18 protein-coding genes are annotated in these 15,543 nt (G+C 31.2%); 9 read left to right on the plus strand and 9 right to left on the minus strand.

Annotated features, from left to right (window positions below):
* The first annotated feature begins 9 nt into the window (after nt 1-9).
* The gene (locus JG776_RS02475) at nt 10-234 is read left to right on the plus strand and encodes a DUF2188 domain-containing protein (protein WP_291964370.1); all 225 of its coding nucleotides are present in this window, start codon (nt 10-12) and stop codon (nt 232-234) included.
* Here the strand turns inward: JG776_RS02475 and JG776_RS02480 are convergent.
* The 4 genes from JG776_RS02480 to JG776_RS02495 are packed head-to-tail and all read right to left on the minus strand — an operon-like array spanning nt 231 to nt 1,784.
* Complete coding sequence (locus tag JG776_RS02480) at nt 231-458, minus strand: hypothetical protein (protein WP_035166532.1); 228 nt, start codon at nt 456-458, stop codon at nt 231-233. The two genes, JG776_RS02475 and JG776_RS02480, sit on opposite strands and share 4 nt — an antisense overlap.
* A 16-nt stretch (nt 459-474) precedes the next feature.
* Complete coding sequence (locus JG776_RS02485; protein ID WP_291964374.1) at nt 475-642, minus strand: hypothetical protein; 168 nt, start codon at nt 640-642, stop codon at nt 475-477.
* Nucleotides 643-674: 32 nt separating this feature from the next.
* Nucleotides 675-1,496 carry a phage antirepressor KilAC domain-containing protein gene (locus JG776_RS02490; protein ID WP_291964376.1) on the minus strand — a complete coding sequence of 274 codons (822 nt, stop codon included), beginning with the start codon at nt 1,494-1,496 and terminating at the stop codon, nt 675-677.
* A 51-nt stretch (nt 1,497-1,547) separates the two neighbouring features.
* Nucleotides 1,548-1,784, minus strand: coding sequence for a helix-turn-helix domain-containing protein (locus JG776_RS02495; RefSeq protein ID WP_291964378.1), 237 nt, complete (start codon nt 1,782-1,784; stop codon nt 1,548-1,550).
* Between the two features lie 173 nt (nt 1,785-1,957).
* Here JG776_RS02495 and JG776_RS02500 point away from each other — a divergent pair, with 173 nt between their 5' ends.
* The 4 genes from JG776_RS02500 (at nt 1,958) to JG776_RS02515 (ending at nt 5,139) form a co-directional block, all read left to right on the plus strand.
* Nucleotides 1,958-2,413 carry a helix-turn-helix domain-containing protein gene (locus tag JG776_RS02500; RefSeq protein ID WP_291964380.1) on the plus strand — a complete coding sequence of 152 codons (456 nt, stop codon included), beginning with the start codon at nt 1,958-1,960 and terminating at the stop codon, nt 2,411-2,413.
* 60 nt (nt 2,414-2,473) lie between these two features.
* Complete coding sequence (locus JG776_RS02505) at nt 2,474-3,517, plus strand: tetratricopeptide repeat protein (RefSeq protein ID WP_291964382.1); 1,044 nt, start codon at nt 2,474-2,476, stop codon at nt 3,515-3,517.
* 87 nt (nt 3,518-3,604) lie between these two features.
* Entirely contained in the window at nt 3,605-4,027 is a 423-nt protein-coding gene (locus JG776_RS02510) for an ImmA/IrrE family metallo-endopeptidase (protein WP_291964384.1), read from the plus strand.
* Between the two features lie 134 nt (nt 4,028-4,161).
* Nucleotides 4,162-5,139, plus strand: a complete 978-nt coding sequence (locus JG776_RS02515; protein WP_291964386.1) for an exonuclease domain-containing protein — start codon at nt 4,162-4,164, stop codon at nt 5,137-5,139.
* Between the two features lie 691 nt (nt 5,140-5,830).
* On the opposite strand, the gene JG776_RS02520 is transcribed toward JG776_RS02515, so the two are convergent.
* Both JG776_RS02520 and JG776_RS02525 read right to left on the minus strand, forming a co-directional pair.
* Nucleotides 5,831-6,235, minus strand: a complete 405-nt coding sequence (locus JG776_RS02520; RefSeq protein WP_291964388.1) for a type II toxin-antitoxin system HicB family antitoxin — start codon at nt 6,233-6,235, stop codon at nt 5,831-5,833.
* Between the two features lie 54 nt (nt 6,236-6,289).
* Nucleotides 6,290-6,472, minus strand: coding sequence for a type II toxin-antitoxin system HicA family toxin (locus JG776_RS02525; protein ID WP_291964389.1), 183 nt, complete (start codon nt 6,470-6,472; stop codon nt 6,290-6,292).
* Nucleotides 6,473-6,546: 74 nt separating this feature from the next.
* On the opposite strand from JG776_RS02525, the gene JG776_RS02530 reads away from it, so the two are divergent.
* From JG776_RS02530 to JG776_RS02545, 4 genes are all read left to right on the plus strand, one after another.
* Complete coding sequence (locus tag JG776_RS02530) at nt 6,547-8,187, plus strand: recombinase family protein (RefSeq protein WP_291964392.1); 1,641 nt, start codon at nt 6,547-6,549, stop codon at nt 8,185-8,187.
* A 42-nt stretch (nt 8,188-8,229) separates the two neighbouring features.
* Entirely contained in the window at nt 8,230-9,015 is a 786-nt protein-coding gene (locus JG776_RS02535) for an ABC transporter substrate-binding protein (RefSeq protein ID WP_291964486.1), read from the plus strand.
* Nucleotides 9,016-9,109: 94 nt separating this feature from the next.
* Nucleotides 9,110-9,877, plus strand: coding sequence for an ABC transporter ATP-binding protein (locus tag JG776_RS02540; RefSeq protein WP_291964394.1), 768 nt, complete (start codon nt 9,110-9,112; stop codon nt 9,875-9,877).
* Entirely contained in the window at nt 9,867-10,664 is a 798-nt protein-coding gene (locus JG776_RS02545; protein ID WP_291964397.1) for an ABC transporter permease, read from the plus strand. The genes JG776_RS02540 and JG776_RS02545 overlap by 11 nt, the downstream gene beginning before the upstream one ends.
* 32 nt (nt 10,665-10,696) lie before the next feature.
* Here the strand turns inward: JG776_RS02545 and JG776_RS02550 are convergent, their stop codons facing one another.
* The 3 genes from JG776_RS02550 to clpB form a co-directional block, all read right to left on the minus strand.
* Nucleotides 10,697-12,439 carry an aldehyde ferredoxin oxidoreductase family protein gene (locus tag JG776_RS02550; RefSeq protein WP_291964399.1) on the minus strand — a complete coding sequence of 581 codons (1,743 nt, stop codon included), beginning with the start codon at nt 12,437-12,439 and terminating at the stop codon, nt 10,697-10,699.
* Nucleotide 12,440: 1 nt separating this feature from the next.
* Entirely contained in the window at nt 12,441-12,842 is a 402-nt protein-coding gene (locus JG776_RS02555; protein WP_027307688.1) for a 4Fe-4S binding protein, read from the minus strand.
* 104 nt (nt 12,843-12,946) lie between these two features.
* Nucleotides 12,947-15,538, minus strand: a complete 2,592-nt coding sequence (gene clpB, locus JG776_RS02560) for an ATP-dependent chaperone ClpB (RefSeq protein WP_291964403.1) — start codon at nt 15,536-15,538, stop codon at nt 12,947-12,949.
* Nucleotides 15,539-15,543 lie beyond the last annotated feature (5 nt).

Here is a 15,543-nt window from a genome sequence, read left to right on the forward strand (position 1 = left end):
TGAAAGTTTATGGGTAAAAATCAACATGTTACTCCACATCCTGATGGTGGTTGGCAAGTAAAAGGTGAAGGTAATAATAAATCTACTAAAGTAACAGAAACTAAGAAAGAAGCAATTGATATAGCAAGACAAATTGCTAAAAATCAAGAATCTGAATTAATTATTCATGGCAAAGATGGTAAAATTCAAAGTAAAGACAGCTATGGCAATGACCCATATCCACCCAAAGGTTAATCATACTTAGGTTTTAGTCTAATCCTGTAACCAACTGCTGGTATAGCATCGTTCTCAGTTATTTCAGCTATGGTTACAGGATTTTCCTCGTCTGTTTCAACAATTAACCTTGTATAGAGTTCTGACAAAATATTGATTCTGTTTCCTTCCATTTTTTCATTCATCCCTCTTACCTCCTCTGTTTTCTTATTCACATTCAACTTTTCTACTGTTTGAACCTTCATATTCCCCTCTCCTTTCCTATTTCAAATTTCCTTTTGCAATTTCTTCTTCCATTCTTTTTATAAGCTCAAGTCTTTGCTCTGGTGTTAACATTCTCTTTATTATCTGTGCGACTGCTTTTGATAACCTCTCTTGTACCTCTTTCTCTCCACCAGGTGGATAATTAGCTACAACCTTAATAGCCATTTTCTTTTCCCTCTTTTCTTATTAGTATTAATTTATGCTTGTTGTAATTGTGGTTTATCTTGTCCACTGAATTTATTTATGAAATATATCTGTCCTTTACCTGTAACCTTTGGTGTTTTAGATATACTTATATGCCCATCTGCGTGTGTTATAGTTGTTTCTTTTACTTCGAATAACCCTAATTCCATTGCATATTGCGTTGGCATATTGTAGTCTGTACCTTTTCTCTTGATTAGGTATCCATTATCTCTTAGCCATTGGAATAGCCTATTTTGTCCTATGTCTATTCCATTTTGTTTAAGTAGTTTTGCAAGCTCTCCTACTAAAATCGAATTCTTTGCTGTTGCTACTGCGTCTGCAAACAGTACCTTTGGTTTTTGTTCTTCTATCTTTTGTTGAAGCTTTGCTCTTTCCTCTCTTTCTTTTTTTAGTTCAGTTAATACCTTTATCATTGCGTCAGGATTTAATAAAGCTTCTTCTAATTTTTCAGGCGTCATATAAGCTCCATGTTTCCTTATGCTTGGTATTACTTCATCAAATATCCATCTCTCAAACTTTTCTGCTTTTGCTTTTATTTCTGTGTTTTTGCTTTGGTCAGCTGCTTTTACAATTAATCTGTAAATGTCTCCTTCATTAATTAAATTTGTTTCTGTCTTTACCACCATCCCATTTTGGGATTGTGCTTCTAAAACTTCTTTTCTAATGTTTTTACAATGGTTTATTACGGCTTTAGTTGCATTTTCATATCCTAAAGCTCTTGCTACATCAACACCAACGGCATAAGGCTTACCGTCAATCTCAACCATTCTTACCTTCCCAAATTCTTGGTTTTCAAATATTTTTAATTCATTCATCTTTAGCCCCTCCATCCTTTGTATCTTTAAGTTGCTTTTGCATAAAATATATTAGATAACTAAAGTTTTCATTTTGCTAACTTCTTCGTTAAAAAAAATTTCATCCATAGTTATGTTTGGTATTTTTTCTTTAAATGTTTTAGTTATCAACACCATCTCGTTTTGTTTAAAAGGTATTTTACCATTTTCTTTAAAGGAATAACTTGTTAGGGAAATATTAAGTAGTTTTGCCATGTCCGCTTGTGTTAATTTTAATAAATTCCTATATGCAATCAATTTATTATTCATAATACCACCTCCTTTTGTTATCGTATTGATAACTTTCAATTATTATTATAGTTTTCAATTTGTTAACTGTCAATATTATTTTATTATTTTTTTTAAAAAAATATTCATTTTGATAACTTTAGTTTTAATTTATCTTTAATATTGTATAATTTAATTAAAAGGAGGTTTTCAATATGCAAACCTTTGGAGATAGATTAAAAATGTTGAGAAAAGAAAGAGGTATGACTGGGACAGAGTTAGGGAGGTTATTAAATGTAAGTAAAGTTGCAATATCTAATTGGGAAAATGGTAACAGATTCCCTGACAAGGATATGCTTTTAAAAATAGCCGAATTGTTTAATGTTTCCGTTGATTACCTCCTTGGAAAGACAGATGTAAGAAATCAAGAACCTTCAATATCCAAGCCAGATATGCCAAGATTCACCCCTAAGGAAGAAAGAGACATTGCAAAGAGATTAGAGAAAATGAGAGAAGATTTACTTCAACAACAAGGTCTTATGTTCTATGGTGAACCAGTTTCAGAAGAAGCTATCGAAAGTATTTTAGCTGCTCTTGAGTTTGGTATAAGGCAGGCTAAAATTATCAATAAAAAATATACTCCTAAAAAATATAGAAAAGATAATGAATAATATTATTAAGTGTGTTTAATAATTTAATTTTAAAATGTTTTATTAAAAGGGGTTGGAAATGTGAAATTTATAAAGGCAAATGATGACTTTATCGTTGCAAAATGTCCAAACTGTGGAAATATCAAACACATACTTAAAAATACTTGTTTCCCATCCAAAGAAGGTTTCATTTTAAACCTACCAGTTTCGTGTGAATGTGGTTGCGTTTATGATACTATTACTAATCCTAATGTTAAATCAGGCAAAAACTTAAATTTTATAACAAAAATACTAAATATATTTGCTCACAAATCAATAAATATCTCATCACAAGAAGAAAAATACAATGATAAAAAAGGTAGTAATACATCCCCAAATTACAGTAACACAAGCAAAGAAATCAATTTAAATAATTTATCTAATAATGCAAAACTTGAACTCGCTAAAATTTTATTTGATAGTTTAAAATTAAGTGTTGGATTTGGAAATTCTAATTCACAATTAAACAAAATTGCAGAAAAAATCCTTAAAGAAGCTAAAGATAGGCATAAAATTTTAGATAAAATTATTGAACTATGTAAAGATATAGATGACCCTAAAGCTTATTTAATAGTTGGAAGAGCTTATGTTTGGAAAGGAGCTAAGTTCAGAAAAGAAGCAATAAAATATTTAGAAAAATATTTAATAAATCCTACTGAAGATAGTTATGAAAAAGGATATGTTACTCGAGATGGGGAAAACGTAGAAATAACCTTAGAAATTCATTTATTTTGGGTATATAGCGACCTAGGCGAATGTTATGAAGGAGTATATGACTTTGACAATGCTTTAAGATGTTACAAGTTAGCTAATAAAATGGATCCAGCTATGCCTTCTGGATATATTCGTATTGCACAAATTTATACAAAATTAGGGCAAATAAATGAAGCTATTAAACTCTTAGAACAAGCAAAAAAAACACCATATTATCAACCTAAAAAAGTAAAAAATGTATTAGATAATTCGTATCATATTGATGATTCTTTTAAAGTTGTAATTGATAATTCGTTAAAAGATTTTATAAATAAAAAAGAAAAAGGCTATGTTTATAGACCTCGAAAAATAAAGCACAATATTGTGGAGTGAGTAAAATGATATTTTCAAAGTATTATTTAAAATTATGAATAATTTCCCCTAGGGTTATATGGTCGCCATTTTGGGGAGGGGATTTTTTTGAATTATATCAAGTGTAAAACAAATGAAATAATAAAAAAATATAAAACTAACAATCCTTTTGAAATAGCTGATTTGTTAGGTATTAATGTCAAAACCTTTGATTTCCCTACGGAAGTCAAAGGTATTTATCAATATGAGAAGAAAAATAAATTTATATATCTAAACAGACAGTTATCTTATCATGAAAAAATGTATGTTTGTGGTCATGAACTTGGACATGCTGTGCTACATACTAAAATTAATTGTACTTTTTTAAAACAATATACACTTTTTAATGTAAACAAATTTGAGCATGAAGCTAATCAATTCTGTTCATATTTATTAATACCTGATGATGTACTCAAGCAATATTCAGAACACTCTTTAGAGTATATTGCCGCAACTTTTAATATACCAGTAGAATTATTGATGATTAGATAAATAAATTAAAAGGCGACCAGAATTCGAGAGCCTTTGAGCACCAACCGATTTATTTTAGATATGACAATAGAGCAAATAGTCTTTATTGCAAAAGGGCTGGTGGAATATAAGTTTTATAAAGGAGTTGGGGTTAAATGAAGATTATGTTCACTATTTCTGATAACGGAGAAATTGAGTTAATAGAAAAACCTAAAATAGTTAGAGAAAAAGGTAAATCATTAATATGCATACCAGACAATTTTACTGTTATTGATTTAGAAACAACAGGACTTGATTCTTATTATGATGAAATTATTGAAATAGCCGCAATAAAGGTTAGGAATAAGGAAATAGTTGATAAATTTGAAACATTAGTAAATCCTAATTTCCCTGTAGATGATTTTATAACACAACTTACAGGTATAACTAATGAAATGTTAGAAAATGCTCCTTCAATAGAAGAAGTGTTACCTAAATTTTTAGATTTTGTTAAAGATGATATTATACTTGGGCATAACGTAAATTTCGACATTAATTTTTTATATGATTCAATGTTAGAGATTTTAAACTATAAATTTAACAACAATTATGTTGATTTATTAAGATTAGCAAGAAAAGTATATCCCAATTTCCCTAATCATAAATTAAGAACCATTGCAAAAGAATTAAATATTGAGTTCCCAGATTTACACAGAGCGTTAGATGATACAATTATAACTTATAATTGTTTTATGCGTTTATTAAAAGATTTGAAAAATAATAATATTGATTTGGAATCATTGTTCAAACTCAATAAATCACATTCTAAATTAAACCTTAAAGAATTACAAAGCAACAAAACTGAATTTAACCCAGAACACCCATTTTATAAAAAATATTGTGTTTTCACAGGTAAATTAAATAAAATGACACGTTCTGATGCGGCACAAAAAGTTTTAGATGTTGGAGGTTATTGTGAAAATAATGTAACTAAAAACACAAATTATCTTATATTAGGTAATTTTGATTATTGTAGTAATATAAAAGGTGAAAAAAGTAATAAACTAAAGAAAGCTGAAATGTTAATTTTAAAAGGTCAAGACTTACAGATTATAAGCGAAAATGTATTTGAGGAATTATTAAATGAACTTTAATTCAATTGTGATAAATATTTTAGATTAGCAGGATAAAGAAATATGCTGAACTATATGGAAACATATAGAGGTATCGGATAAAAAGCCGATACGATAACAAATTGAATGTTGCTCTTGCAAGTAATGTGGTAAAATTACCAACATATAAAATTTCCGGTTTAGAAAATATAACTAAACATAATCAACAAATGGCAGAAATTTTAAATCGTGAGGTGATTGAACCAGTAAATAAATTAAGCAAATCAATGGGTAGAACATTTGGTCAAATGCAAGAGGTTTTAGGTAGCTAATTGCCCATCTATGAAGTAATTCATAGAATTGCATCGGGTAAATTCATAGAAAGCCCTAACGTAAAGTCGAGGGTAACTATGAGCCAAACTGTAAGAATTCGTCTTGTGTATTACAGAAGGTGCAACGCATAGATAGTGAGGAACGATACCAATAACCTATCCACGAACACCCGATATCCTGCTAATCTTATATATATTATATCACTATATAATTATTAACATAACAAAAGAATTGGTAGAATATAAGTTTTATAACGGTATTATCAACAAAAAATGGAATAGGTCCTGGTGAGCCACATCCAAAACTTTTAGAACGTTTAGAAACAGTTCGCAGAAAAATGGAGATAAATTAGGTTGGAGATGAATTGCTAAAACAGATAAAACCGCCAAATATATGGCGGTTATCCTTTTATACCTAACTTTTCTTTTAATGCTTGTTGAAGTACTTGAGAAAAATTTATTTTGGCATCTTCTGCTGCTTTATTAAGCCACCTAGGTAATGTAACTGTTTTATTTACACTTTTGTTTGCCATTTCATCTCTAACAGGTTGCATATAAACTGTAATAGGCACAACAAATGCTCCTTTAGGTATATCAAATTTTTCTGGTGGCGTTGAAGATGGAATTTGTTCATTATCTTCTTCCATACCATATAAATGAAGTTCAAGAGCATCTTTTGCCATATATATAGCTTCTTCTAGTGTAGAACCTTCTGTTATACAACCAGGTAAATCTGGGAATGATACGAAATAACCACCATTTTCACCTGGTTCAAATATAGCTGAAAATATATATTTATCAAGCATAATATATCCTCCTTAAAAATTTAATTTTATAATTAACTTTAAGCAAGAGGGTTATTATTTTAACCCTGCCTGCTTAAATATACTGTTCATTGTTTTAGGGTCAAGGTCTTTGTTATGATACGGTACAGTTACCAAACCACTTTTAGAAGGATGTTTAAATTGTTTGTGTGAACCTCTTTGTCTAACCTCTACCCAACCATTATTTTGTAAAATTTTTATTATTTCTTTTGGTTTCATTCCACCTCCTCCTTACAATTTTATTATAACACACGTAATTTACACGTGTCAATACTAATGAAAGGAGTTTTAATATGAAATTTGCCATATACTCAAGAAAATCTAAATTCACTGAAAAAGGTGATTCTGTTGAAAATCAAGTTATAATGTGCAAAGAGTTTATAGAGAAAAACTTTAAAGATATAGAATCTATATTAGTTTATGAAGATGAAGGATTTTCAGGTAAAGATATAAATAGACCTCAATTTCAAAAATTAATTAAAGATGCAAAAGCTAAAAAGTTTAATGTAGTTGTTTGCTATCGTCTTGATAGATTTAGCAGAAATGTAGCTGACTTCTCTACTTCAATTAATCTTTTACTATCTCAAGGCATTGATTTTATATCTATTAGAGAACAGTTTGACACAACTACTCCAATGGGTAGAGCTATGATGAATATTGCTGCGGTATTCGCACAACTTGAAAGAGAAACAATTGCAGAAAGAATAAAAGATAATATGCTTGAGCTTGCCAAAACAGGTCGTTGGCTTGGTGGCACTCCCCCACTTGGTTATAAGTCGGAACCTATATTATATAAAACAGAAGATGGCAAGAGCAAGAAGATGTATAAATTAAGTATAGTCCCTGAAGAAATCGAAACAGTTAAACTCATATATAATCTTTATCTTGAAAAAAGAGGATTTAATACAGTTGCTACATACTTATGTAAAAATCACTTTAAAGGTAAAAATGGTGGTGAATTTTCAAGGGCTACTGTTGAACAAATTGTAATTAACCCTGTTTATTGCATAGCAGATGAAAAAATATTGGACTGGTTTAGGAAACAAGGTGCTAAGGTTTGTGGTGAGCCAAATGGAGTAAATGGTCTAATGGTCTATAATAAGCGTGAAGGTGGTAAAAAAGATAAACCTGTCAATGAATGGATAATATCTGTTGGGCAACATGAAGGAATAGTAACTTCTGATGTATGGCTTAAATGTCAAGAAATAATTAATTTTAATAAAGAAAAATCCTCTCCACGCTCTGGAACAGGTGAAAAGTTTTTATTATCTGGTATGCTTGTATGTGGTGAATGTGGCAGTGGAATGGCATCTTGGAGCAAATATAATAAGAAATATGATTACATGGAACGATATTATAGATGTAACTTAAAAAATAGAGCTTCAAATAGATGCACAAACAAAATGCTTAATGCCTCTAAAGCAGAGGAATACATAGTTGATTATCTAAAGAATATAAGTCCTGAAATAGTCATGAAAGAATTGGCATTAGATAAAGATACTCTAATAAACACTAATATTATAAAAAGCGAAATAAATAATCTTCAAAAACAGATAGAAGAAAACGAAAAAGTAATTAAAGGGTTAATAAGAAAAATTGCTATTTTAGATGATGATATGGTATCAATAATTCAAGAAGAAATTCAAACCTTAAAACAAGAAAATATAAACTTAAATAAAAAAATACAGGAATTAATATCATCACTTGACGAAACAAATGATAAATACAATATAATAAATAATATCGTTGATAGTTTGAATAATATTAAAAAGTTCTATGATTATGTTGATATAAACACTAAACGTCAATTAATCAATGAATTAGTAGATTATATTGTATGGCATGGTGAAACTGAAACATTAGAAGTTAATTTTAAAGGTAGTATAAAAACTCTACCAAATGGGAAAGTTAAAAGAAGAAATAAAAATAATTAGTGTATATTTTACTGTGTTTTTGTGGTGGTTGATGATAAAACAATGCAACAAGTTTTATCAAAAAACGCAGACATAGGTTTTTGTGGACCTGAACAGGTTATATATCTTTATAATCAAGGAAGAGAAGACTATGCAGTTTTATTTGCACAACTCACCAAAAGAGATGGCTCCTTCCTTGTTTCAAGAAATAAAGAAGACAATTTTGCTTGGGAAAGCTTGAAGGGTAAAACAATTATAGGTGGTCGTCCTGGAGGAGTTCCTGAAATGACATTAGAATATGTACTAAGAAATCACGGACTAACTCCTAATAAAGATGTAAATATAATAACAAACATTGCATTTACAGCTACAGCACAGGCCTTTAAATCTGGTACTGGTGACTATGTTGCCCTATTTGAACCAACAGCAAGTATGCTTGAAAAAGAAAATGGAGGTTATGTCGTTGCATCAATTGGTAAGGCCTCTGGAGAAATTCCTTATACCTGCTTCTTTGCAACCAAATCATATATAAAAGAAAATCCTGATATCATACAAAAATTTACCAATGCAATTTATAAGGGAATGCTCTGGACTGAATCTCATTCTTCAAAGGAAATAGCTGAGGCAGTTAAAGATTTCTTCCCCGGTTCTGATATCGATATATTAACCAAGGTTGTTGAAAGATATAAACAACAGGATACTTGGGCTAAAACACCAGTTTTAGAGGAGGACTCCTTATCAAGACTTATGGATATTATTCAATCCTACAACCCAAACTTAATTCCAAAACGTCCTCCTTATAAGGATATAGTAACAACCGAATTTGCTAAAAAAGTTATTGGTAAATAATATTTATGTATATGCCCCTTGATGAATTTAGTATATCATCAAGGGGATAAAGCTAAAACATAACAAAAATTAAATATAAGCGAGAGTGATAAATATGGGCAAACTAACTCTGTGTAACGTATCTATGACATATCATACTCTACACACCGAAACAAAAACCCTTGATGATATAAGTATTAAAGTAGATGAAGGTGAATTTGTTGTACTTGTTGGGCCTTCAGGATGTGGTAAATCTACTCTACTTTCAATTATAGCTGGTCTTATTACTCCAACAAGTGGTGAAGTTTATTTAGATGACAATATTATATCCTATCCCTGCAATAAAATAGGGTATATGTTTCAAAAGGATACTTTATTTGAATGGAGAAGCATTTATAAAAACATTACTTTAGGACTTGAAATAAGAAAAGAATTAACTAAAGAAAATATAGATTTTGCAAATACCTTAATTGAAAAATACGGCCTTTCCTCCTTTAAAAACTATTACCCAAATCAACTATCAGGCGGAATGAGACAGAGGGTTGCATTAATAAGAACTTTAGTTTTAAACCCTGAAATACTATTGTTAGATGAACCATTTTCTGCATTAGACTACCACACAAGATTATTAGTTTCTGATGAAATATATAAAATTATTAAAGCAGAGGAAAAAACTACTCTAATGGTAACCCACGACATAACAGAAGCAATTTCTCTTGCAGATAGAATTATTGTATTGAGCTCAAGACCTGCCAAAATAAAAAAGGAGTTTAATATAAATCTTAGTATAGAAGATAGAACACCCCTTACCTCAAGAAATGCTCCAGAATTTAAAGATTATTTTAACTTAATATGGAAGGAGCTTGATAAATATGATAAATAATACTCCTTCAAAGGAACATTTGGAATATATCTCCAAAATTAAACGCAGAAATACATTAATAACACTAAGTAGAATTTTAATATTGATAATTTTTATAGCACAATGGGAAATAACAGCACGACTTAACATCGTTGACCCTTTCTTAGTAAGTCAGCCATCTAAAATTGTAACTACCTTCTTTAAGTTGATGCAGGAGGGACATCTTTTAAGGCACACATATGTTACCTGCATAGAAACTATAATAGGTTTTATTTCTGGTACTATAATTGGTACCTTAATTGCTATTATACTCTGGATTTCAGATTTTATTAATAAAGTTTTAGAACCATATCTTGTTGTACTAAATGCCCTACCTAAAATTGCATTAGGCCCAATACTAATCTTCTGGGTTGGTAATGGTCAGCCTGCCATAATTATAATTGCGCTTACAATATCTTTAATTGTTACCATTATTTCTGTTTTAACAGGATTTAATGATGTAGATGAGGATATGATAAAGCTTGTAAAAACGTTTGGAGCAAATAAATATCAAATACTAAAATATGTCGTTCTTCCTCATAGCCTTCCTACTTTAATTTCAACATTAAAGATAAACGTAGGGTTATCTTGGGTTGGTGTTATAGTTGGTGAATTTTTAGTAGCAAAAGAAGGATTAGGATTTCTTATAGTTTTTGGTGGTCAAGTTGCCCAATTAGATATGGTTATGTTAAGTATAATAATACTTTCTATAATTGCCTATATAATGTATGCAATAGTTAGTAAAATAGAATCAAAGTATATAAAATAAAAATATGGACTGAAAACCAGTCCATATTTTTATTATTCATTCATTAAATCTTCTATCATCTTCTTGTATTCATTAACCATTTCGTGGGCCTTTTCACTGCTTAGAACTCCATTTAGAGTCTTAGTTTGGAAAAATCTTTCTGGAATCTTTATGCTGTCTAAGCTGTATCCAAGTTTTGCCTTTATTTGATATTTAAGCTTTTGTATATCCTTTGCAAATTGAGTAAGTTCTTCTTTTGTCATATTAATTCCAACAGCCTCTAATGCTTCAAGAACTATATCTCTTGTATATACCTTTCTTGCAAACAAACATATTACTAAGCTTGTTAGAATGTTTCTTTCTAATTCTTCGTCATATACCTTCTTAACAATATCTTCTTCCTTTGGTTTTGATTGGTCTATTGAATATCCACCATTATCAAGGTGTGAGTGTCTTGAACCAACAGCAAATCCTACAACATTTCCATATCCTGTATGATATCCTGCCATCTCATTTCCACCTAAATGGCAAGCAAAATCTGAACCACCATAAACCTTTGAAGCGTGAACTACACCTTTTCCTAAATCTTCATAGAACTTATTCTTTCTTGTTGAAATATACTTAACTGCTGCAATATAGTTTTGAACAATACCAAATTCAAATGGTACAAGTGTCTCTTCAAGTGAAACATATCCTCTCTTGTATGCTTCTGTTGCCCATCCTAAAACAACACCTGTTGATATTGCATCAAGTCCTTCGCTTTCAACAACGTCAATTAGTTCAAGTATTTCGTCAGTTGACTTTATACCAAGGAATGTACCAAGTGCGAAAATAAGCTCGTGGTCATATGATACATTTATTGTTTCATATTCATATCCTGCATCAAATTCTCTTCTTACTTGACCAATGTGGATACATCCTATTGGACATCCTGCACAAGCAACCTTTCTTACAAGATTATCTTCTGCAAACTTTTCCCCGGATACATCTTCTGCAAAATCTATCTTGTTCTTTTGAAGGTTGAAGGATGGTAGTGAATGCATTTCATTTAGAGGAATAACGTTAACTGGAGTACCAAGTTCGTGATACTTCTTCATAAGGTCAGTGTTTAGAACCCTATCATATATCTTGTCGTAAACTTTTCTATATTTTACCTTTAATTCCTGTGGTATATCTACTGTATTGTTTCCTATAACAACTATTGCCTTAAGATTCTTTGAACCCATTACAGCACCAAGACCAAGTCTTCCAAAGTGTCTGTATGTATCTACGTTAACACCTGCATAAGTTACAAGGTTTTCACCTGAACGACCTATTCTAATTGAGCTTCTTACACCACTTCCGTGTGTTGTTTGTCTTAATATTTTACCTGTTTCTTCAACAGATAATCCCCACATAGCTCTTGCATCTCTAAATTGTACCCCATCATCAATTAGAAGATATTGAGGATGTGCTGATTTACCAGTTACAACTATAGCATCAATACCAGCAAATCTCATTGCCATTGCAAATCTTCCACCTGCATGGCTCTCTCCATATTCCTTTGTATGTGGAGAATAAAATGTTGCAACTGTCTTTGTACATACTGGCATTACAAAAGAAAGAGGTCCTATTGCATAAATCATTGGTTGAGCTGGATCAAGTGGGTCAAGCTCTGGCTTTATGTTTTCATCAAGAAGCTTTGCTGCAAGACCTGTACCTCCAAGATATTTAACAAGGTCCTTTCTTTGTTCGTATCTATATTCTTGCTTTTCAAGGTCTATATAAAGAACATTAATGTAGTCTCTTGCTAGCATATTATAAAACCTCCTTCGTTGTAATACATCTGTGTGGACAATACTTTGTACAATATCCACAGTGAGTACAAATTATTGGATAACCCTCTTCATCAAATCTAATTGCATTTACTGCACAAGCCACTCCACAGGCACCACACTTTGTACATTTATCTTTGTGGAATACTACTCCTCCACCTGTTCTCTTTGTTAGAGCACCAAACTTACAAGCCTCCATACAAGCTGGTTCTTCGCATCCTCGACAAATATTTATAACAAATTCACCTGTATAACCACCTGATGTTTTAACTTCTATTGCTGAGTTAGCAATTGAATATTCTCCTCTAAGTCTTGCACAGGCTTGACGGCAAGATAAACAACCTATACATCTTCTTCTGTCTGCTACCTTCAATACCTTTGCCATTTTTACACCTCCAATATTTAAATATGCAATTGTTTATTATATAACTTGCAATATAAACAAATGCTATTATATCACAAAATAATAAAAAATTTGTTAACAGTTTGTTAATTTGTTATCAAACACTCTAACCTTCCTTGCAATTCCTTGATTTCTACTTTATCACCATCTTTAACCTTTCCTGACAATATCATTTTTGCCAATTCTGTCTCAATATATTTTTGAATAAATCTCTTTAATGGTCTTGCACCATAAACCTGATCATAACCAACGCTTGCTATATAATTTAAGGCACTTTCATCCACATAAAGCTTTATATTCTTTTCATTAAGCCTTGATTGTATTTCATTTATAAATATTTTTATTATTCTCTTAATTGATTCATTTGAAAGTGGCTTAAATATGACTACATCATCTACTCTATTTAAAAACTCAGGCCTAAACCTCATCTTAAGAACATCCTGAACCTCTTTATAAATCTCATCTAAATCTTTATTCTGAATTAAACCCTGCTGTATAACATCACTTGCTATATTAGATGTCATTATTATTATTGTATTTTTAAAGTCAACTATGTGTCCTTTGCTATCTGTAAGCCTTCCTTCATCTAAAAGCTGTAAAAATATATCAAACACCTCCTCATTTGCCTTTTCTATTTCATCAAATAAAATTACACTATATGGTTTTCTTCTAACAGCCTCTGTTAGCTGTCCACCCTGTTCATATCCTACATATCCCGGAGGTGCTCCTATTAGCCTTGAAACTGAGAACTTTTCCATATACTCTGACATATCAATTCTAATCATATTATCCTCGCTGTCAAACAACTCCCTTGCTAATGTTTTAGCAAGTTCTGTTTTTCCAACACCTGTAGGTCCTAAAAAGATAAAGGAACCTATTGGACGCTTTGGATCCTTTATTCCTGCCCTTGCTCTTAAAACTGAACCTACAACTACCTCTACAGCTTCATCTTGACCTATTACTCTTTCTTTAAGTAATTTTTCAAGATTTAATAGTTTTTCTCTTTCTCCCTCAACAAGCTTTGAAATAGGGATATGCGTCCACCTTGAAACAATTTCACATATTTCTTCTTCTGTAACCTCCTCCTTAAGAAGAAGATTTGCATCCTTTATTTTATCTTCTAACGCCTTTAGTTCATTTTCAAGTTGAGGCAATCTTCCATATTTTATTTCCGCAAGTTTATTTAAATCATATTCCTTTTCTGCCTTTACCATTTGTGCCTTTAAATTATCAATTTCTTCCTTTATATTCCTTATTCTTTGTAACTCTTCCTTTTCCTTACTATATTTTGCGTTTAATTCCTTCTCCTTATCCTTTAAATTTGCAATTTCCCTTTCAACATCCTCTAATCTAATTTTTGAAAATTCATCTATTTCACCCGAAAGTGCTCTTTTCTCTATTTCAAGTTGAAGTATTTTTCTCTTTACTTCATCAAGTTCATAGGGAACACTTTCTATTTGAGTTTTTATCATTGCACAGGCCTCATCTACCAAATCTATTGCCTTATCTGGTAGAAATCTATCTGTTATATATCTTTTAGACAATTTTGCCGCAGATACTAATGCACTATCGTGTATTCTAATCCCGTGATGTATTTCTAATCTTTCCTTTAAACCTCTTAGTATTGCAATAGTATCCTCTACAGTTGGTTCGTTAACATAAACAGGTTGAAATCTTCTCTCAAGAGCCTTATCCTTTTCTATATATTGTCTATACTCATCAAAGGTTGTCGCTCCAATACAGTGAAGTTCTCCACGAGCCAGCATAGGCTTTATTAAATTACCAGCATCAACAGCTCCCTCTGCTTTACCTGCCCCAACTATTGTATGTATCTCATCTATAAAAAGTATTATCTTGCCTTCACTTCTTTGGATTTCCTTTAGAACTGCCTTAAGCCTTTCCTCAAATTCACCTCTATATTTTGCCCCTGCAATAAGTGCACCTAAATCTAAGGAGAATATTTTCTTATCCTTTAATCCCTCAGGTACATCTCCCTTTACTATTCTCTGTGCCAATCCCTCTACTATTGCTGTCTTACCAACACCAGGGTCACCAATTAACACAGGATTATTCTTTGTTTTTCTTGAAAGTATCATAATTACTCTTCGTATTTCATCATCTCTGCCTATAACAGGATCTAATTTGTTTCTTCTTGCCTCCTCTGTCAAATCACGACCATATCTTTTGAGTGCATCATATGTACCTTCTGGATCATTAGTCTCTACCCTTTGTCCTCCTCTTGCCTCCATAAGCACCTTTAAAAATTTTTCTTTATCTATTCCATTTTGAATCAACATCTTCTTTAGTGGATGTTCAGTTTCTAAAATTGCTAAAAATATGTGTTCAACACTAATATACAAGTCATTCATATTAGCCATTATTTTTTCTGCATTCACTAATACCTCTTCTAATCGGCGTGTTGCATAGACATATCCAGAATCAGCTGCTTGACCATACACCTTTGGAAGTTTATCTAAATATGCCTCAACCTCATTTTGAAGCTTTTTATTATCAATTCCCATTCTCTCTACTAAGCTTGGTATTAGACCATTCTCCTGCGTTAAAAGAGCAAAAAGCAGGTGTTCTACATCTACCTGCTGATGCTTAAAGGAAACTGCAATCTGCTGGGATAGATTTAATGCATCCTGTACCTTAAGCGTCATCTTATTTACGTCCATAAAAC

The organism is Caloramator sp. (assembly GCF_020054765.1).
Classification (GTDB): domain Bacteria; phylum Bacillota; class Clostridia; order Clostridiales; family Caloramatoraceae; genus Thermobrachium; species Thermobrachium proteoclasticum.

Excerpts from the sequence above, each read along its gene's own strand:
- JG776_RS02475 (WP_291964370.1), top strand. The coding sequence starts at position 10 with ATGGGTAAAAATCAACATGTTACTCCACATCCTGATGGTGGTTGGCAA.
- JG776_RS02480 (WP_035166532.1), bottom strand. The coding sequence starts at position 458 with ATGAAGGTTCAAACAGTAGAAAAGTTGAATGTGAATAAGAAAACAGAG.
- JG776_RS02485 (WP_291964374.1), bottom strand. The coding sequence starts at position 642 with ATGGCTATTAAGGTTGTAGCTAATTATCCACCTGGTGGAGAGAAAGAG.
- JG776_RS02490 (WP_291964376.1), bottom strand. The coding sequence starts at position 1,496 with ATGAATGAATTAAAAATATTTGAAAACCAAGAATTTGGGAAGGTAAGA.
- JG776_RS02495 (WP_291964378.1), bottom strand. The coding sequence starts at position 1,784 with ATGAATAATAAATTGATTGCATATAGGAATTTATTAAAATTAACACAA.
- JG776_RS02500 (WP_291964380.1), top strand. The coding sequence starts at position 1,958 with ATGCAAACCTTTGGAGATAGATTAAAAATGTTGAGAAAAGAAAGAGGT.
- JG776_RS02515 (WP_291964386.1), top strand. The coding sequence starts at position 4,162 with ATGAAGATTATGTTCACTATTTCTGATAACGGAGAAATTGAGTTAATA.
- JG776_RS02520 (WP_291964388.1), bottom strand. The coding sequence starts at position 6,235 with ATGCTTGATAAATATATATTTTCAGCTATATTTGAACCAGGTGAAAAT.
- JG776_RS02525 (WP_291964389.1), bottom strand. The coding sequence starts at position 6,472 with ATGAAACCAAAAGAAATAATAAAAATTTTACAAAATAATGGTTGGGTA.
- JG776_RS02530 (WP_291964392.1), top strand. The coding sequence starts at position 6,547 with ATGAAATTTGCCATATACTCAAGAAAATCTAAATTCACTGAAAAAGGT.
- JG776_RS02535 (WP_291964486.1), top strand. The coding sequence starts at position 8,230 with ATGCAACAAGTTTTATCAAAAAACGCAGACATAGGTTTTTGTGGACCT.
- JG776_RS02540 (WP_291964394.1), top strand. The coding sequence starts at position 9,110 with ATGGGCAAACTAACTCTGTGTAACGTATCTATGACATATCATACTCTA.
- JG776_RS02545 (WP_291964397.1), top strand. The coding sequence starts at position 9,867 with ATGATAAATAATACTCCTTCAAAGGAACATTTGGAATATATCTCCAAA.
- JG776_RS02550 (WP_291964399.1), bottom strand. The coding sequence starts at position 12,439 with ATGCTAGCAAGAGACTACATTAATGTTCTTTATATAGACCTTGAAAAG.
- JG776_RS02555 (WP_027307688.1), bottom strand. The coding sequence starts at position 12,842 with ATGGCAAAGGTATTGAAGGTAGCAGACAGAAGAAGATGTATAGGTTGT.
- clpB (WP_291964403.1), bottom strand. The coding sequence starts at position 15,538 with ATGGACGTAAATAAGATGACGCTTAAGGTACAGGATGCATTAAATCTA.